The sequence below is a fragment of the Psychroflexus montanilacus genome, assembly GCF_020164535.1.
Classification (GTDB): domain Bacteria; phylum Bacteroidota; class Bacteroidia; order Flavobacteriales; family Flavobacteriaceae; genus Psychroflexus; species Psychroflexus montanilacus.
The window spans coordinates 216,053-233,417 of sequence record NZ_JAIQZC010000004.1; the positions used below are offsets into that span (position 1 = coordinate 216,053).

General features: G+C 38.3%; 20 protein-coding genes. 15 read left to right on the top strand and 5 right to left on the bottom strand.

The window, feature by feature from the left end; all coding sequences use genetic code 11:
- The first annotated feature begins 8 nt into the window (after window positions 1–8).
- Window positions 9–668, top strand: coding sequence for a tRNA (adenosine(37)-N6)-threonylcarbamoyltransferase complex dimerization subunit type 1 TsaB (gene tsaB / locus LB454_RS11955; protein WP_224464907.1), 660 nt, complete (start codon window positions 9–11; stop codon window positions 666–668).
- Between the two features lies 1 nt (window position 669).
- Here the strand turns inward: tsaB and LB454_RS11960 are convergent, their stop codons facing one another.
- Window positions 670–1,515 (bottom strand): mechanosensitive ion channel family protein, encoded by an 846-nt coding sequence (locus LB454_RS11960; RefSeq protein ID WP_224464908.1) that lies wholly within the window; start codon window positions 1,513–1,515, stop codon window positions 670–672.
- Between the two features lie 37 nt (window positions 1,516–1,552).
- Complete coding sequence (metG, locus tag LB454_RS11965) at window positions 1,553–3,622, bottom strand: methionine--tRNA ligase (RefSeq protein ID WP_224464909.1); 2,070 nt, start codon at window positions 3,620–3,622, stop codon at window positions 1,553–1,555.
- 125 nt (window positions 3,623–3,747) lie between these two features.
- Here metG and LB454_RS11970 point away from each other — a divergent pair, with 125 nt between their 5' ends.
- The 10 genes from LB454_RS11970 to LB454_RS12015 all read left to right on the top strand — a co-directional run bounded on the left by LB454_RS11970 (window position 3,748) and on the right by LB454_RS12015 (window position 9,246).
- Window positions 3,748–4,188: a lipocalin-like domain-containing protein gene (locus LB454_RS11970; RefSeq protein ID WP_224464910.1), complete on the top strand. Its 441-nt coding sequence runs from the start codon at window positions 3,748–3,750 to the stop codon at window positions 4,186–4,188.
- A gap of 191 nt (window positions 4,189–4,379) precedes the next feature.
- Window positions 4,380–4,646: a hypothetical protein gene (locus LB454_RS11975; RefSeq protein ID WP_224464911.1), complete on the top strand. Its 267-nt coding sequence runs from the start codon at window positions 4,380–4,382 to the stop codon at window positions 4,644–4,646.
- A 133-nt stretch (window positions 4,647–4,779) separates the two neighbouring features.
- On the top strand, window positions 4,780–5,028 hold the full coding sequence (locus LB454_RS11980; protein ID WP_224464912.1) for a DUF6364 family protein: 249 nt from the start codon (window positions 4,780–4,782) through the stop codon (window positions 5,026–5,028).
- Window positions 5,025–5,447 carry a type II toxin-antitoxin system VapC family toxin gene (locus LB454_RS11985; protein ID WP_224464913.1) on the top strand — a complete coding sequence of 141 codons (423 nt, stop codon included), beginning with the start codon at window positions 5,025–5,027 and terminating at the stop codon, window positions 5,445–5,447. The genes LB454_RS11980 and LB454_RS11985 overlap by 4 nt, the downstream gene beginning before the upstream one ends.
- Before the next feature lie 261 nt (window positions 5,448–5,708).
- On the top strand, window positions 5,709–6,605 hold the full coding sequence (locus tag LB454_RS11990) for a S66 peptidase family protein (protein WP_224464914.1): 897 nt from the start codon (window positions 5,709–5,711) through the stop codon (window positions 6,603–6,605).
- A 2-nt stretch (window positions 6,606–6,607) separates the two neighbouring features.
- Window positions 6,608–6,970 carry a YraN family protein gene (locus tag LB454_RS11995; protein WP_224464915.1) on the top strand — a complete coding sequence of 121 codons (363 nt, stop codon included), beginning with the start codon at window positions 6,608–6,610 and terminating at the stop codon, window positions 6,968–6,970.
- An 11-nt stretch (window positions 6,971–6,981) separates the two neighbouring features.
- Entirely contained in the window at window positions 6,982–7,995 is a 1,014-nt protein-coding gene (locus tag LB454_RS12000; RefSeq protein WP_224464916.1) for a pirin family protein, read from the top strand.
- Window positions 7,996–8,127: 132 nt separating this feature from the next.
- On the top strand, window positions 8,128–8,529 hold the full coding sequence (locus LB454_RS12005) for a hypothetical protein (RefSeq protein WP_224464917.1): 402 nt from the start codon (window positions 8,128–8,130) through the stop codon (window positions 8,527–8,529).
- Window positions 8,530–8,593: 64 nt separating this feature from the next.
- On the top strand, window positions 8,594–8,836 hold the full coding sequence (locus tag LB454_RS12010) for a DUF6364 family protein (RefSeq protein ID WP_224464918.1): 243 nt from the start codon (window positions 8,594–8,596) through the stop codon (window positions 8,834–8,836).
- A complete protein-coding gene (locus LB454_RS12015) occupies window positions 8,833–9,246 on the top strand; it encodes a type II toxin-antitoxin system VapC family toxin (RefSeq protein ID WP_224464919.1) in 414 nt (137 codons plus the stop codon). The genes LB454_RS12010 and LB454_RS12015 overlap by 4 nt, the downstream gene beginning before the upstream one ends.
- Before the next feature lie 3 nt (window positions 9,247–9,249).
- On the opposite strand, the gene LB454_RS12020 is transcribed toward LB454_RS12015, so the two are convergent.
- Window positions 9,250–10,923: a glutamine--tRNA ligase/YqeY domain fusion protein gene (locus tag LB454_RS12020; protein WP_224464920.1), complete on the bottom strand. Its 1,674-nt coding sequence runs from the start codon at window positions 10,921–10,923 to the stop codon at window positions 9,250–9,252.
- Window positions 10,924–11,189: 266 nt separating this feature from the next.
- Window positions 11,190–11,906, bottom strand: a complete 717-nt coding sequence (locus LB454_RS12025; RefSeq protein ID WP_224464921.1) for a sulfite exporter TauE/SafE family protein — start codon at window positions 11,904–11,906, stop codon at window positions 11,190–11,192.
- 127 nt (window positions 11,907–12,033) lie between these two features.
- Between LB454_RS12025 and LB454_RS12030 the strand changes: the two genes are divergently transcribed.
- Window positions 12,034–12,459: an Lrp/AsnC family transcriptional regulator gene (locus LB454_RS12030; RefSeq protein ID WP_224464922.1), complete on the top strand. Its 426-nt coding sequence runs from the start codon at window positions 12,034–12,036 to the stop codon at window positions 12,457–12,459.
- Between the two features lie 106 nt (window positions 12,460–12,565).
- Here LB454_RS12030 and LB454_RS12035 read toward each other — a convergent pair whose 3' ends face one another.
- The gene (locus tag LB454_RS12035) at window positions 12,566–13,318 is read right to left on the bottom strand and encodes a DeoR/GlpR family DNA-binding transcription regulator (protein WP_224464923.1); all 753 of its coding nucleotides are present in this window, start codon (window positions 13,316–13,318) and stop codon (window positions 12,566–12,568) included.
- 177 nt (window positions 13,319–13,495) lie between these two features.
- Between LB454_RS12035 and LB454_RS12040 the strand changes: the two genes are divergently transcribed.
- The 3 genes from LB454_RS12040 to LB454_RS12050 are packed head-to-tail and all read left to right on the top strand — an operon-like array spanning window position 13,496 to window position 17,360.
- Entirely contained in the window at window positions 13,496–15,073 is a 1,578-nt protein-coding gene (locus tag LB454_RS12040; protein ID WP_224464924.1) for a glycerol-3-phosphate dehydrogenase/oxidase, read from the top strand.
- 53 nt (window positions 15,074–15,126) lie between these two features.
- Entirely contained in the window at window positions 15,127–16,629 is a 1,503-nt protein-coding gene (gene glpK, locus LB454_RS12045; RefSeq protein ID WP_224464925.1) for a glycerol kinase GlpK, read from the top strand.
- Window positions 16,629–17,360 (top strand): MIP/aquaporin family protein, encoded by a 732-nt coding sequence (locus LB454_RS12050; protein ID WP_224464926.1) that lies wholly within the window; start codon window positions 16,629–16,631, stop codon window positions 17,358–17,360. The genes glpK and LB454_RS12050 overlap by 1 nt, the downstream gene beginning before the upstream one ends.
- Window positions 17,361–17,365: the final 5 nt, after the last annotated feature.

Consider the following 17,365-nt stretch of genomic DNA (forward strand, 5'->3'; position numbering starts at 1 on the left):
AAATAAACTTGAGTATTATCCTTTGTTTAGAAACTTCCACCACCAATTGCTCTGTAAGCATTGGTGATGGTAATTCTATTATAGCCCTAAAAGAAGTTAACAGCAAGAACTTTTCGCACTCAGAGCAGTTGCACGGTTTTATTAATGAAATTTTGAATGAAGCGAGACTCTCCCCCAAGGATTTGGATGCCGTGTCTGTAAGTAAAGGCCCTGGATCGTATACTGGATTAAGAATAGGAGTCTCTGCAGCAAAAGGTTTGGCCTTTGCTTTGGATATTCCGTTAATTTCAGTTTCAACATTGCATTGTTTAGCCAAACAAGTTGAGGTGAAAGAAGGCCTTATCATCCCTATGCTAGACGCAAGGCGAATGGAAGTCTATTCTGAAGTTTTTAATGCTGAGTTTAATTCCGTAAGAGAAATTAAAGCTGAAATATTGGATGAGAATTCTTTTAAAGATGAATTAAGCCTAGGAAAAACTCATTTTATAGGAACAGGGGTTGAAAAATTTGAAGCCATCTGCAAACATCCTAATGCAGTCTTTCATCATGAAAAACTTCCGTCTGCCAAAGAGCAATTTCTTATAGCAAGACGGAAGTTTGATGGAAAATTCTTTGAAGATGTAGCTTATTTTGAGCCGTTTTACCTCAAAGATTTTGTGGGTAACTAATCTATTGTTTTTCCTTACTCATATCGAATAAATGCACATCTCTTTGTGGGAATGGGAAAGATACTCCATTTGCTTCAAGTTCAACTTTGAGCTTTTCGATTGTGTCGAAATGTACACCCCAGTAATCTGCCTGGTTGGCCCAAAACCTAACTGATAAATCTACAGAATTATCCCCGAGACCCCCCACAAAAACTACAGGTGCTGGATCTTTTAATACTCGCTCATCAGCTTTTAGAATATCCAAAAGTACTTTTCTAGCAGTTTTGATATCACTATCATATGAAATACCTACAGTCATTACATTTCTCCTGGTAGGTTCGTAAGAATAATTGGTAACTTTATTGTTGCTCAATTGTCCATTTGGTATGACAATACGCTGATTATTTGGTGTAGTTAAAAACGTATAAAATATCGTTATTTCTGTGACGGTACCAGACTCTCCTTGTGCATCGATAAAATCCCCAACTCGAAAAGGCTTAAGGATTATGATTAAAACACCCCCAGCAAAATTAGAAAGCGATCCTTGCAAAGCAAGACCAATAGCCAAACCTGCTGCTGCTAAAATAGCTGCAAATGAAGTCGTTTCTACGCCGAGTTTTGTAATAATTACGATAAAGAGAAGGATTTTAAGCACTACTCCCAGAATACTCAAGGCAAATCCGCGCACGCCAGGATCTACTTCTCGTTTTTCCATGACTTTCCTAATACGACCAACAATCAACTTAATGACCCAAAGACCGAGTATAAGTATTAATAAAGCTGCAATTACGCTAGGTAGATAAGAAATCAACTTATCTAGAAAAACACTGACGAGTTCGCCAATACCATTCATTGAAATATCTTCCATTATTATAAATTTAAGTTAATTTAACAAATATAAAATTTTAATTGATTGGTGTACCATTTTTTACTGAGCTTTTTGCTTCAGGATTTAAAAAAGTCAACTTACCTGACTCATCTTCAGTCATCAAGATCATCCCTTCACTCAATGTTCCCTTTAGCTTTATAGGTTTAAGGTTAACCACAACACTAACTTTTTGACCGACTAATTCCTCGGGCTTGTAGTGCTCTGCAATACCAGAAACAATAGTTCTTTCATCTAGTCCTGTATCAACTTTAAGCACCATCAACTTTTTAGTTTTAGCCTTTTTTTCTGCTGAAATAATAGTTCCTACTCTAATATCTAGTTTTGAAAAATCTTCAAACGTGGCTTCTTCTTTTTGGGGCTCTAGTTTCGATTCCTCTTCTGAACTTGCCTTTTTGGAAGCTTCAAGTTTATCGACCTGCTTTTGGATCTCGTCATCTTCAACTTTGCTAAATAAAAATTCAGCTAAGTTGATATGATGAGCCGCAGGAAGCAAGACGTCAAGTTTGGCAATGTCATTCCAAAGCAAAGGGTGTGTAAAGCCTTCAAAATTCAACATTTTTTTGAGCTTTAAAGCGGTAAATGGAATAAAAGGCTCACTCAACACTGCCAAGGCACCTGCGACTTGTAGCGCCACATACATGATGGTAGCCGTACGTTCTGGATCTGTTTTTTGAAGCTTCCATGGCTCTGCATCTGCCAAATATTTGTTGCCTAATCGAGCTAAATTCATCATGATGCCCTGCGCTTCCCTGAAACGGTATTTTTCTAGTGAAGCTGAAATTTGGGCAGGAAAAGACTTTATATCCTCTAGTACTTTTTGATCTGTTTCAGAAAAAGCTGAAGCCTTCGGAACAATGCCATTATAATATTTGTTGGTCAAGACCACCACCCTATTGATGAAGTTACCGTATATCGCAACTAATTCTGAATTGTTCCGCGTTTGGAAATCTTTCCAGGTAAAATCATTGTCTTTGGTTTCTGGGGCGTTGGCGGTAAGCACATATCTCAGCACATCTTCTTTTCCTGGAAAATCTTCCAAGTATTCGTGCAACCACACCGCCCAGTTTCTAGAGGTGGAGAGTTTTCGGCCTTCCAAATTTAAGAATTCATTGGCAGGGACGTTATCTGGTAAGATGTAACTGCCTTCCGCTTTAAGCATCACAGGGAAAATGATGCAGTGAAACACAATATTATCTTTTCCAATGAAATGCACCAGCTTAGTGTCTTCATCTTTCCAGTAAGGCTCCCAGTCTTTGCCTTCCCGCTCTGCCCATTCTTTGGTGGAAGAGATATAACCAATCGGTGCATCAAACCACACATATAGAACTTTACCATCGCCTCCTTCTACAGGAACGGGGATTCCCCAATCCAAATCTCTGGTCACTGCTCTGGCACGCAAACCTTCATCGATCCAGGACTTACACTGCCCGTAAACATTGGATTTCCAATCACTTTTATGTTCTTTTAGAATCCATTCTTTCAGAAATCCGTCATATTGATCTAAGGGTAAAAACCAGTGTTTTGTAGATTTCAAGGTGGGAACATCTCCTGTAATTGCCGACTTAGGATTGATTAGATCTGTAGCGTTCAAAGATGATCCGCACTTCTCGCACTGATCTCCGTAAGCTTCTTCGTTCCCGCATTTTGGACAGGTTCCCGTTACAAATCGATCGGCTAAAAACTGATTGGCTTTGGCATCATAAAGCTGCTCTGTGGTTTCTTCTATAAACTTGTCTTTATCGTACATGTTTTGAAAAAACTCAGTGGCTGTATCGTGATGAACTTTGGCAGACGTTCTGGAGTAATTATCAAATTGAATCCCAAAATCTTTAAAAGATTGTTTGATGATGGCATCATACTTATTGACGACATCCTGTGGACTCACGCCTTCTTTTTTAGCTTTGATGGTAATAGGCACGCCGTGTTCATCGCTCCCGCAAACAAAAGCAACATCTTCTCCTTTCAGTTTTAAATAGCGCACATAGATATCTGCTGGCACATAAACTCCTGCCAAATGACCGATATGAATAGGACCATTAGTATAAGGTAAGGCTGCGGTTATAGTATAGCGTTTTGGATTTTTCATAGACTAAAATTCTTAAGCACAAATGTAATAAACGCTGGTTTATACCAAACACAGGATATTCATTATCTAGACAAGCAATTTTTAGTTGTTTTGCTTACTTTTAGCGAAATTTAAAATCAATTTTTATGAAACTTATCCACAAAACATGGCTCATCGCATTTGTCTCCATCTTGATTTTGTCGTGTAGTAGCGATGATGATAATGTCGACAATTCACTTTCAGAAGAAGAATTCAAATCTAAGATTGTTGGCGTCTGGCAAATCTATTCAGTTATTGAAGATGGTGAGGAATTCCAAAATGAGGGATGTATTACCAACACTACTTTTGAATTTACCCAAAACAATGAGTTTCTGGCTGATTATTCTGTAGATGACGATAACAATCCAGGAGAGTGCATTGAAAGTTCAGTTGAAGACACATGGTCTTACCTGGGAAATAGTCAAATTGAAAGCCCAGCTTTTGATAGAGTTACAGATGTTCAGTTTGAAGGTGATGATCGAATGCTTCTCCCAAGTTCAGAAACTGAAGATGAACCATACACTCAGGTGTTATTAAGAGTAGAATAAACAAAAATTCTTATGATAAAAGTACTTTACACACTAATTCTCCTGCTATTTCTAACTTTCCAAATTTCTGCTCAAGACCAAAGTGAGGCTTCCCAAATAAGCGTCGAAAAATCCATTTATGGTATCCAGACTGGATTTTTAGGCGCTTGAGTATACAATGAAAGTCGATTGGTCGTAACAGCGGTAACTTCTTGTCCTTCTATATTCTGGGGAATTTAGAGGGAGTCTCATTTACAAACAATGACAGATTAAGAAGTATAGACCAAATTAAAATCACTCCTAAATGGGGAATTCGACGAAGTCTTGGCAAACACCTTAATTATGAAGCGGGAATTGGCTTTGGCTATGTTCATTATATAAATGCATCGTCTCTTAGCAATGCAGGTGGTATTTTTGCATCAGGTACTAATGGCGATTTTGCGGTTGACATCCACCTAAGAATTGGCTTGGATTTGTAGGAACTGAGCAGTTTTAAAAACCTGTGTGGACCTTTAATGACCTATTGTTAAACAATTTTACGGTCATCATGGTATCTCAAATTTTAAAAATACGGATTATTATTTTATATTTGTACGTATAAAATAGAAAGCTATGGACTCGAAACTGACATTAAAACTCGACCAAAGTGTTATAGAAAAGGCTAAAATATACGCTTCGCACAACAACAAAAGTTTGTCTAGAATCATAGAAGCCTATTTACAATTTTTGACTAACGATAATGAGATCTCAGAATTTGAGATTTCACCCTTTGTAAAAAGTATTTCTACTGGCTCTGAAATTCCTTCAGACTTGGATCTTAAGAAAGAATACTCTGATCATCTATTAGAAAAGTACAAATGAGCAGAAGAATTTTTATAGATACCAATATCATGTTGGACTTTCTGGGAGAAAGACATCCTTTTTACGATTCGGTGGCGAAAATTGCAACTCTGGCTGAAAAAGGAAAATTAAGCATGGTGGTTTCTCCAATTTCATTTGCAACGGTCAACTATTTTCTTGCAAAGTTCGAGAATCCAAGAATTGCGAAAGAAAAACTTAGAAAGTTTAAAATCATTTGTGAAGTTTGTGCTTTGGATGAACAGACTATTGAAAAGGGACTTAATTCTTCTATAAAGGATTTTGAAGATGCTTTACAATATTTTAGTGCTACCGAATCTAATTGCGACCTTATACTCACTAGAAATGCTAAGGACTTTAAGAAATCATTATTACCTGTAATGACAGCTGATGAATTTCTAAAATCTCTGATTAATAAATAGCTTATTGGTGAACTATAGACTTAGATTTTCAAGCTATTAAACATCTAAATTTAATTTACTTAAACTTTACTTAAAAATTGGATTCGATTTGTAGGAGTTGAATGGGTGGATCAAAACAATTTACACAGATAATTGTTTATCTAAAGGTTTAAAACTCACTCAGTCCTCAGAGGTTTTAATCCGGAACTTCTAAACTGTGAGGACTCAAAGACCCGACTCCAAGTTGAAATAATTGAGTATTTTAGTCACACAAATTAAGCCATGATCCAACCCCCTCCACTGCAAAAAGGCGATAAGGTCGCCATCATAGCTACAGCGAGATTTATATCTAAAGTTGATTTACAAGCTGCTATACAACTTTTAAAATCTTGGGAATTAAAGCCTGTTTTAGGGTCTAGTATTGGTCTGCAGCACAATCAATTTGCCGGAACGGATGAAGAGCGCGCTGCTGATTTACAACATCAAATCAACGATATAGACATCAATGCGATCTGGTGTGCCAAAGGCGGATACGGTTCGATACGTATCCTGGATTTGATGGATTTTTCAATGTTGAAAACGCAACCCAAATGGATCATCGGCTATTCGGATGTGACCGCCATTCATCTGCACTTGCAAAGTTTGGGCATTACCAGCCTCCATGCGCAGATGGCTCATGGCATTGAAAGCAAGTCGGCGTCAACTTCAAATGAACTTAAAAAAGCTTTGTTTGGTGAACAACTTGAAATCGATTACGCCTCCAAACATCCGAATCAGGTAAACGGTGAAGTGAAAGCGGAAATACTAGGCGGTAATCTATCGGTATTATATTCAGCAATAGGAAGTGACAGCATGCCGAGTTTTAAAAACAAAATTTTATTCATCGAAGACCTTGACGAATACCTCTACCACATCGACAGGATGATGCAAAATTTGAAACGTAGCGGACTATTGAGTGAAATTTCTGGGCTGATTGTTGGTGGCATGAGTGGTATGAATGATAATTCGGTGGCGTTCGGTAAAACGGCTGAAGAGATCATTTATGAAGCAGTAAAAGACCTCAATATTCCTGTGGCTTTTAATTTTCCTGCAGGTCATCTAGAAACGAATTTGCCTATTATTTTTGGTAAAAGTGCTCATCTTAGCGTAACTTCGGAACGGGTACAATTGACGTATTAACTATGGCACAGCATAACGAATTGGGTAAAAGCGGCGAAAAAGACGCAGTCAATTTCCTTAGAAAGAAGGGCTATGACATCCTGGAAACCAATTATGTTTACGAGAAAGCGGAAGTCGACATCATCGCTAAAACGGGGGACTATTTGGTCGTAGTGGAAGTGAAAACGAGAAGTACTCCAGATTTTGGCGACCCTCAGGATTTTGTAAAACCTGCGCAAATCAAACGTTTGGTAAAAGCGGTCGATTATTATGTGAATGAAAAGGATTTGGACCTGGAAGTGCGATTTGATATTGTGGCCATTATTAAAAATAAATTAGGAAAACGTATAGAACACCTTGAGGATGCTTTTTATTATTTTGAATAAAATTTAATGTTATGAGTGATAAGATTTTAAAAATAAAAGAGCTTGGCTTCCACTGGGAAACCAAAGACCCGTTTATGTTTTGCGCCTTTCATCAGGACCAGTTTCCTAAAGGCGAAGCTAACTTAGGCCCTTCCAAAGAGGCTTTGAAAGGTCGATTTCTCGGCAACGATTTTCAAAAAAAAGACGGCTGGAGAATGTATCACGGGCAGGAAGTGCCTGGCTTTCCCTACCATCCACATGCTGGTTTTGAAACCATAACCTTAGTAGAAAAAGGCTATGCCGATCATTCTGACTCTATGGGCGCCAAAGGCCGCTTCGGACAAGGCGATGCGCAGTGGATGACCGCTGGCAAAGGCGTGTTGCATTCGGAGATGTTTCCATTGGTGCATCAGGACAAAGAAAATCCCTTGTTATTGTTTCAGATTTGGTTGAATTTACCCAAGCGTTCCAAAAAAGTAGAGCCGCATTACAAAATGCTTTGGCATGAGGATATTCCGATAGTTGAAGAACAGGATGAGAACGGAAAAGCTATCAAAGTCAAAGTTATCGCTGGAAGTTATAAGTCTGAAAAAGCCTTAGAACCGACTCCAGATTCTCTGGCAGCAGAAGATAAAAACGACATCCAGGTGTGGAGAATTACTTTGGAAGCAGGAGCTGAATTTACCCTTCCTGCTGGCGATGCTGAGAGCAATCGTGTGTTGTTTTTTTATGGGGGTGAAGAGCTAAAAACGGAAGGCTTTCAAATTCCAGTTGGCCATTCCCTAGATCTGGATGCTTCGCAGGAACTCAAGATAACCAACGGCAATAAAAAAGCTGAGTTGCTTTTACTTCAAGGAAAACCCATCAACGAACCTGTGGTACAACAAGGGCCATTTGTAGCCAATACCCGCGAAGAAATGAATGGGATCATCGGTGAATACCAGCGCACTCATTTTGGCGGCTGGCCCTGGCCAAAAGCTGAGTTCACTCATGGCGACAGTGGCCGGTTTGCCTTATTTGCTGATGGGAAGTTGGTGGAGAAATAAAAGGCCTCACCCAGAACTGCCTTTTTAAGGTAGTTCTGGTCTTATGCATTCCTCTCGCTCCGCTCGTCGGATGCAAGAGGAGAGGTATTTCTAACATTCTGAAATGGAGTTTTATGTAATAGAACCTTTATTATGAAAAAAACAGTCCTTCTTTTAATTATAAGTTTCAGCTTGGCATCTTGCGTGGATCTATTCCTGGACGATGATATCGATTATCCAGATACCGGAGAACCGGCTACTTTTTATGAAATTAACGTAGGTAATTCAAACTACGGGTTTGGTAATAATATAGTCGAGACAAGTTTAGGAGAACTTCGTGAAGACCAAAGCGCCAGTTTTAAAATACAAGCTCAAAATTTCAAAATAAGTGAACTAGACAGAAATCCAGATACTGGAGAAATTATCTATACATACCAACCCAAAGAGGGCTACGTCGGCGAAGATTATGTTGAAATCCTTGCCCCTACCGATAAAAATGGTAATGAAATTTTTGAAACTAAGACCTATACGTTTCAAATTAATGTAAGTCGATAAATTTTCATAAGCTATAGCATTTTACGTAAACATATTTTATATTTGTACGTAAAATATGGTTTATATGGATAAGAAACTAACTTTAAGTTTAGATGAACGTGTAATTGAAGCTGCAAAGCTTTACGCAAAGTCAAATAAAACCAGTCTTTCCAAACTCATAGAATCTTATTTAAATTCTCTCTCAGGTAAAACTAAACCGTCAGAGATTACACCTCTCGTAGAAAGCCTTAGTGGAGTCATTTCAATAGATGATAATTTTGACGAAAAGGAAGAATATACTCGCTTTTTAATAGAGAAATATAAATGAAAAAGCTATTGATTGACACCAATATCGTTATTGATTTACTCTCTAAAAGAAAAGGGTTTTATGACGATGCTGCTCAATTATTTTCTAAAGCAGATCAGGATAAACTTAAGTTAACTATTTCATCCTTGACCTTTGCAAACACAAATTACATACTGAGCAAGTTGAGATCTGCGAAAGACGCAAGAGAAATACTAAGAAAGTTTAAGGTACTAGTAGAACTTTTGCCATTGAATGATAAAATCACAGAGCTTGCCCTCAGCGACGAAAGCTTTCCTGATTTTGAAGATGGACTTCAATACTATTCTGCCTTAGAAAATGATGTTGATATTATCATCACTAGAAACAAAAAGGATTTTAAAAGCTCAAAACTACCTGTCTTAACTTCAAAAGAGTTTTTAGCAAGCTTTTAATCTTTACTTGTTCTTCCAGTTATCCCTTAGCGTCACTGTCCTATTAAATACCAATTGTTCTGATGTAGAATCTCTGTCCACACAGAAATACCCAATGCGTTGGAACTGAAATTTATCTTCAGCCTTAGCCGATTTTAAATAAGGTTCTACATAAGCTTTACTGACTTCCAAAGATTCAGGATTGACGAAGTCTAAAAAGTCTTTTTCCTTGTCGGCAGTAGGATCTTCCACGGTAAACAGTCGGTCGTACAGTCTCACCTCAGCTTCTACAGCATGTGGAATAGACACCCAGTGCAAAGTTCCTTTTACCTTACGCTTAGAAGCTTCCGTTCCGCTTCCGCTTTTACTTTCAGTATCGTAAGTACAGTGCACTTCCAGTATATTGCCATCATCATCTTTCACCACCTCTTCAGCTTTGATGATGTAAGCGTTTTTCAGACGAACCTCCTTGCCCAATTTCAAGCGGAAAAACTTTCTATTGGCTTCCTCTCTAAAGTCTTCCTGCTCGATGTATAATTCTCTGGAAAATGGAACTTCGTGTTCACCGGCAGACTCATCTTCAGGATTATTTTCTGCAGTGAGCCACTCCTCTTTGCCTTCAGGATAGTTGGTGATAATAACTTTCAAAGGATCCATCACACCCATGACACGTGACGCTTTTTTGTTGAGATCATCTCGCACACAAAATTCCAAATGTGCCACATCTATCATGTTTTCTCGTTTGCCAATGCCTATGCTATCCGCAAAAGTTCTGATGGATTCTGGCGTATAACCCCGTCTCCTTAATCCTGAAATCGTTGGCATTCTGGGATCATCCCAGGACGTGACAATATTTTGTTCCACTAGCTGAGCTAACTTTCGTTTGCTTACAATGGTATGACTCAAATTACGTCTGGCAAACTCGCGTTGTTTTGGTACTAAGTCGCCTGGCTTACTCACGCGTTCTACAAACCAGTTATAAAGCTCGCGGTGGGGTAAAAATTCCAGTGTACAAAACGAATGCGATACCGATTCAATAAAATCAGATTCGCCATGTGCCCAGTCGTACATAGGGTAAATCATCCAGTCGTTTCCTGTGCGGTGATGTGCTTTATGCAAACATCTGTACATCACGGGATCCCGCATAATCATATTCGGAGAAGCCATATTTATTTTAGCACGTAGCACATGGGCTTTTTCGCCGGTTTCTCCATTTTTCATCGCTTCAAAAAGCTGTAAGTTGTCTTCCACGGAACGATTTCTGTAAGGACTCGCCGTGCCTGGTTGGGTTGGTGTTCCTTTTTGAGAAGCAATGTCTTCAGACGACTGACTATCCACATACGCATCACCAGCTTTAATCAACTCCACCGCCCAATCATACAACTGCTGAAAATAGTCTGAAGCGTAACATTCCTCCGCCCACTCAAAACCCAGCCACTGCACATCGCTTTTGATAGAATCCACATACACGGTCTCTTCCTTCAGCGGATTGGTATCATCAAATCTTAAATTGACGGGTGCGTTATATTTGAGGCCCAAACCAAAGTTCAGGCAAATCGAAGACGCGTGTCCAATATGCAAAAATCCGTTAGGCTCAGGGGGGAAGCGAAATTTCAAGTCGCTTACGGTATAGTCGGTTTTCAAATCCTCTTCAATGATTTGCTCAATGAAATTCAAAGATTTTTTCTCTTCAGACATAATTCAAATTTAAGTTGCAAATTTACTCAAATTCACGATGCTATAAAGAGTAGGCGGAATAAGATTTTTTCTGATTTTGGGTTTTGGTAGATTGATGTGCAGAATAAGTTAACTTTAAACCAGAAAATCAACTTAACCTCTCGCTGGGGCGGTAGTTTCAACTGAAGGTTTTACGATAGAATTGATGTTTTCGTTAGGAAAGGTATTTTTTATCATCAGACTTCACAGTCCCTAAGGCTTTGTGGACTATGAAGTCTATTAAAGCATTAAAAAATCAATGCCAATCCAGAAAGTGATAAGATGACTAGCAACATTCTTTTAAACTGGACCTCATTGATTTTCGGAAAGAATTTTATACCTAAAAATTGAGCTAAAAAAAATACAGGCAGCACAATCAAACTCATTTGCAAATGCTGCAGGTTTAGAGCACCACTGATGCTCAAAGCAGGAATACGGATGAGTGTGATTAAGGCTAGAACACCTATCATGGTTGCTCTAAAGGTTTTGGCTTCTTTCACCGTATTTTTAACGCTAATGACATAAAGCGGACCGCCAGTAGAAAACACACCAGAGAAAAATCCTCCCATCATCCCAAAAGTCCAGTTAGCTTTTTTACCTAAAGCTAGCTCTTTCTTTCCGAGGAGTACATATCCAACATATAGTAGAATAAAAACACCTAGCCCTGTTTGCAAAATGACAGGTTTGGAATAAGTAAGCACTACTATTCCCAGGACAACGCCTATCAAGGACGCCAAAATAAGTCTCACAATGGTATCTTTATCAATATTTTGCCATTCTTTATACACCATATAGGAGCTTGAGAATAAATAAAAAATAGAAACATAGGCGATAGCATCCGGCAATTTTACCGCAAAAAGAAGAATAGGCAAAGCCACCAGAGACCCTGCAAAACCAACAAGTGATTGAACAAAAAAACCACAAAAGATGGCAATGGCGAGGATAATCAAGACATATAATTCCAAGGCTGAATTAGTTTTTGATAAAAGCGCAAATTTAAATTATCACCATTAGCTTACGAAAACGAATCAATGGCTAATCCAATCAATTATCAAATAAAAAAAGTATTTTTACTTTTAAACACTAGATTTAATGGCAGATAAAATAGATTTCAAAATAATCGATGTCTTAAAAATAAACTCAAGACTCTCTTACGCAGAAATTGGAAAACAAGTTTCCCTTTCTCCTTCTTCTGTAAGAGAAAGAGTGAAGAAGATGGAAGATTCAGGGTTGATAAAAGGATACACACTCCAGCTTAACCAACGCCTGATGGGTAATAATCTGGAAGCTTTCATTATGCTAAAAATCTTTAGCGGAAAGCTCAAAGCTGCTTTGGTAGAAATTGAATCTTATCCGGAAGTTAAAGAAGCCTTTAGAATCACTGGGCAGCATAACTTATACATAAGAATTGCATTAAAAGACCAGCTTCATTTGCAACAGTTTATAGATAAACTAGTCAATTTTGGTGAACCTACGACACATTTAATCCTTTCAAGGATTGGAAAAGAAAGCTTTTGATTTTAGGCTTTGGTAGATTGAAATTCGGTATAAAATAAACTTAAACCAGAAAATTAATTCTACCACGACTTTAGTTTGAAGTGAAGGGCTTTAATTAAGGATCTTATTAAACTAAAGTCAGTTGTATTCCCATGGCTTCTATCTCTTTAGCCATGGTCTCTGTAATGCCAGAATCCGTGATGATATGGTGGATGTCAGATAGTTCACAAATCTTACCAAAACCCTTTCTATTAAACTTGGAGGAATCTGCAAGGACAATTACTTTTTGAGCAGAATTGATCATTTCCTTATTCAGGATGGCTTCCTCAAGGCTGGTTGTCGTGCAACCATGATCTACATCTATACCATCAACGCCAAGAAATAAGAGGTTGCAAGAAATATTCTGAAGCAGTGTCTGTGAATAATGACCTGTAACAGAAGAAGAACTATGTCTTATACTACCACCAAGTTGCAGAATATGATAGTTGGGTGATTTTGTTAGTTCGAGAGACACCATTAGAGAAGATGTAGTGATATTAAGCTGTTCTTCAATGTTGAGAGCTTTTGCAAGAGCATGCATAGTAGTCCCAGAGGCAATCATAATAGAGTCATTAGGCTTAATGAGCTTCACAGCAACTTCAGCGATAGCCTCTTTTTCTGTAACATTAAGTTTTTCTTTTTCACTGACGTGCCTGTCATTGATATAAGGATTTTGAGTAGTAGCTCCTCCATGTGTTCTGAAAAGCAGTCCCTTCTCTTCCAGAAGTTTCAAATCCTTTCGAATTGTCACGGCAGAGACTTTGAAAAGATCGCACAAATAGGAAACACTTACGTAGCTTTCGTTCTCTAATAATTCTAAAATAGCCTGATGCCGTTTCACTTTTATTTCGTTTAGTTATCACAAATATAAAAGAATATTATCTAGTTCTTCCCATTCTAAAAAGGATTTATAGAATGTAAAGACAGAATTATTTCGATTTGTTATTATTTTTTAACCTTTTAGTTTCGTTTTAATTCTTTTTTATTACATTTGATCAAGCATTCGAAATAAAACAAAATGAAAACTGAAAAAATTTTTAACAGAGCAAATCTTTTAGAAAAGGCTAATCAAGTAAATGAATGGGATGTCATTGTCATTGGTGGTGGTTCTACTGGGCTTGGTATTGCTTTAGACAGTGTAACAAGAGGCTACAAAACGCTTCTTCTTGAACAGTTAGACTATGCTAAAGGCACTTCAAGCAGAAGTACAAAACTGGTTCATGGTGGTGTAAGGTATTTAGCGCAAGCAAATTTCTCTTTGGTGACAGAAGCGTTGAAAGAAAGAGGCCTTTTAGAACAAAATGCTCCTCATCTTGTTAAAAATCAAACTTTTCTTATCCCAAATTATAAATGGTGGGAAGGCATTTATTATACTCTTGGCTTAAAAACCTACGATTTTCTTGCTGGTAAATTAAGTTTAGGCGCTTCCAAACACGTCAGCAGAGACGAAACTATTCGAAAGTTGCCAACTATCCAAAAAGATAAGCTGAAAGGAAGTGTAAGCTATCAAGATGGACAGTTTGATGATTCTAGATTAGCCATCAACATTGCACAGACTGCGATAGAAAACGGAGCCTCTTTACTCAATTATTTCAAAGTAAAAAACTTAAGTAAAGATGCAGATAATAAAGTGTCTGGTGTTATTGCCATCGATAGAGAAACGCAAAAAGAGCATACCTTCAAAGGAAAAGCAGTCATAAATGCAACTGGAGTGTTTGCTGACGACATTCTACAGATGGATAAACCAGGTGCTAAAAAAAGAATACAACCAAGTCAAGGAGTTCATTTGGTTTTTGACAAAAGTTTTTTGCCTAGTGAAGATGCTATCATGATCCCTAAAACTGATGATGGCAGAGTACTTTTTGCTGTACCATGGCATGACAAAGTTATTGTGGGAACTACAGATGAAATGGTAGATAAACATACTGCAGAACCAAATGCCACCGAAAAAGAAGTTGATTTTATCCTTGAAACTTTTAACAGGTTTATTGAAAAGAAAGCAACAAGAGAGGATATAAAAAGTATTTATGCAGGTTTAAGACCACTAGCCGCTCCTGAAGATGAGACCGGAAAAACCAAAGAAATATCAAGAGGCCATAAAATACTGGTCTCAGATACAGGATTAATTTCCATTACAGGAGGTAAATGGACCACCTACAGAAAAATGGCCGATGATACTTTGAACAAAGTCATCAGCTTAGGAAAAATTCCAAAAAAAGACTGTGTTACAGAGAACTTAGCTATTCATGGAGCCATTAAAACTGATGAAAGAGAAAACCACTTATATGTCTATGGAAGTGACCAACCACACCTACAAGAATTGATAAAAGATAACCCTAATCTGGGCGAAAAAATTCATCCAGACTTGAAATATCTAAATGTAGAAGTAGTTTGGGCTGCAAGGCATGAAATGGCCAGAACAGTAGAAGATGTGTTAGCAAGACGGGTAAGGGTTTTGTTTTTGGATGCTAAAAAATCTATTGACATGGCTCCAAAAGTTGCAGAGATAATGGCTAAGGAACTTGGTAAAGATAAAAAGTGGATTGACCAGCAGGTTGATGAATATAAGGCTTTAGCAAAAGGTTACATTGTATAAGTCGAATAATGTGAAATCTCATTAACCTCAATATTAATTTAAAACAGTATATCATGGAAAAATATGTTTTGGCTTTAGATCAAGGTACAACTAGTTGCCGTGCGATTGTCTTCAACAAAAAGGGAGAAATTCATTCGGTAGCTCAAAAAGAGTTTACTCAATACTTTCCCAAACCTGGCTGGGTAGAACACGACCCTTCGGAGATATGGTCCAAACAGGCAGGTGTTGCTGCAGAAGCAACTACCAAAAAAGGACTGAATGGGAAAAATATCGCCGCAATAGGAATCACCAATCAAAGAGAAACCGTGGTGGTGTGGGACAAAAAAACTGGCGAACCTGTTTATAATGCTATTGTCTGGCAGGATAAACGAACTTCAGAATATTGCGACCAGCTTAAAGCTGAGGGTAAAGAAAAAATGATTCAAGAAAAAACAGGTCTTATTATCGATGCTTATTTTTCTGGTACTAAGGTGAAATGGATTTTGGACAATGTAGAAGGTGCCCGAGAAAAAGCAGAAGCTGGTGATTTGATTCTTGGAACCATAGATTCCTGGATCATTTGGAATTTTACTAAAGGAGAATTGCATGTGACCGATGTGACTAATGCTTCCAGAACCATGCTTTTCAACATTAATACTATGGAGTGGGATGATGAATTACTGGAATTATTTAATATTCCAAAAACAATGCTACCAGAGGTAAAAGACTCTAGTGAAGTCTATGGTCATACCAAAACGACTGTATTTGCCTCCAAAATTCCAATTGCTGGAATTGCAGGAGATCAAATGGCTGCGCTGTTTGGACAGATGTGTACCGAGAAAGGAATGGTAAAAAGCACTTATGGGACGGGCTGTTTTATGTTGATGAATATTGGAGATAAGCCAATCATTTCAAAAAATAAATTATTGACTACCGTTGCCTGGAGAATAAATGGAAAAACAGAATACGCACTGGAGGGTAGTATTTTTATAGGTGGGGCTGTTGTGCAGTGGCTGAGAGACGGTCTAGGGATTATAAAAAGATCCAAAGATGTTGAAAACCTGGCCACTTCTGTAGATTCTTCCGATGGCGTATATTTTATACCTGCATTTGCAGGAATTGGTGCACCCTATTGGGATCAGGATGCAAAAGGGAGTATGTTTGGGATTACTCGAGGAACTACAGATGCACATATTGCACGAGCATCCCTGGAAGCTATTGCCTACCAAACTATGGATATCCTAAAAGCGATGCAAGCCGATTCCGAAATCGATATAGAAGAATTAAGAGTGGACGGGGGTGCAACAGTCAATAATATGTTGATGCAATTTCAGTCGGATGTCCTAAATACAACAACTATAAGACCAAAAATAACCGAAACTACTGCACTGGGTGCGGCATATCTTGCCGGACTTGCTGTCGGATTCTGGGAAAATATGGAAGAAATACAATCCATCTGGAGAGAGGATGTAAAATTTCAGCCTACCAAAAATCAAGAGGACATACAAAAAGGTATCAAGGGCTGGTACAGAGCCATCGACTCCTTGCAACATTGGAGTAAATCAAAATCTTCATAATGACTCCTTTCATAGCAGAAATATTAGGAACAGCACTCCTTATACTTTTGGGAGGTGGTGTTGTAGCCAGCAGCGTACTCAAAGATACTAAGAGTACAGGCTCTGGATGGATGGTTATTACTACAGGATGGGCCATGGGAGTTTTTATAGGTGTTTTTGTGTCTGCACCATACAGTGGAGCGCATATTAACCCTGCCGTAACTCTTGCTTTAGCCATAGAAGGAAGTTTCTCGTGGGCTGATGTGCCCATTTACATGCTTGCTCAACTTATTGGAGCTATGATTGGATCGGGAACTGTTTATATGCTTTTTAAAGATCATTTTGACAATACAGATAATCCGGCTGGTAAACGTGCTATATTTTGCACCGACCCTGCTATACCAAACACAATAAGAAATCTTATGAGTGAAATTGTCGGAACATTTGTACTTATTATAGCAGTCTTTTATATTACTGGGGCGGAGCTTCAAGGTGAAGAAGGTGTTCCCGTTGGACTAGGAGCTGTGGGCGCCATCCCTATCGCTTTCGTGGTGTGGAGCATCGGCTTATCATTAGGAGGACTTACAGGATATGCCATCAATCCTGCACGTGATTTAGGCCCAAGAATTATGCATTTTATACTACCTATACAAGGCAAGACAGACAGCAACTGGTCTTACAGTTGGATTCCAATTGTAGGCCCATTCATTGGGGCTGCTCTTGCAACAGGATTACACCTTATGCTTAATTAATTATT

Coding starts and splice junctions, on each gene's coding strand:
- LB454_RS12020 (WP_224464920.1), bottom strand. CDS start 10,923: ATGTCTGAAGAGAAAAAATCTTTGAATTTCATTGAGCAAATCATTGAA.
- LB454_RS12015 (WP_224464919.1), top strand. CDS start 8,833: ATGAAAAAGCTATTGATTGACACCAATATCGTTATTGATTTACTCTCT.
- LB454_RS12005 (WP_224464917.1), top strand. CDS start 8,128: ATGAAAAAAACAGTCCTTCTTTTAATTATAAGTTTCAGCTTGGCATCT.
- LB454_RS11985 (WP_224464913.1), top strand. CDS start 5,025: ATGAGCAGAAGAATTTTTATAGATACCAATATCATGTTGGACTTTCTG.
- LB454_RS12000 (WP_224464916.1), top strand. CDS start 6,982: ATGAGTGATAAGATTTTAAAAATAAAAGAGCTTGGCTTCCACTGGGAA.
- glpK (WP_224464925.1), top strand. CDS start 15,127: ATGGAAAAATATGTTTTGGCTTTAGATCAAGGTACAACTAGTTGCCGT.
- LB454_RS11970 (WP_224464910.1), top strand. CDS start 3,748: ATGAAACTTATCCACAAAACATGGCTCATCGCATTTGTCTCCATCTTG.
- LB454_RS11990 (WP_224464914.1), top strand. CDS start 5,709: ATGATCCAACCCCCTCCACTGCAAAAAGGCGATAAGGTCGCCATCATA.
- LB454_RS12030 (WP_224464922.1), top strand. CDS start 12,034: ATGGCAGATAAAATAGATTTCAAAATAATCGATGTCTTAAAAATAAAC.
- LB454_RS11960 (WP_224464908.1), bottom strand. CDS start 1,515: ATGGAAGATATTTCAATGAATGGTATTGGCGAACTCGTCAGTGTTTTT.
- LB454_RS12040 (WP_224464924.1), top strand. CDS start 13,496: ATGAAAACTGAAAAAATTTTTAACAGAGCAAATCTTTTAGAAAAGGCT.
- metG (WP_224464909.1), bottom strand. CDS start 3,622: ATGAAAAATCCAAAACGCTATACTATAACCGCAGCCTTACCTTATACT.
- LB454_RS12050 (WP_224464926.1), top strand. CDS start 16,629: ATGACTCCTTTCATAGCAGAAATATTAGGAACAGCACTCCTTATACTT.
- LB454_RS11995 (WP_224464915.1), top strand. CDS start 6,608: ATGGCACAGCATAACGAATTGGGTAAAAGCGGCGAAAAAGACGCAGTC.
- LB454_RS11980 (WP_224464912.1), top strand. CDS start 4,780: ATGGACTCGAAACTGACATTAAAACTCGACCAAAGTGTTATAGAAAAG.
- LB454_RS12010 (WP_224464918.1), top strand. CDS start 8,594: ATGGATAAGAAACTAACTTTAAGTTTAGATGAACGTGTAATTGAAGCT.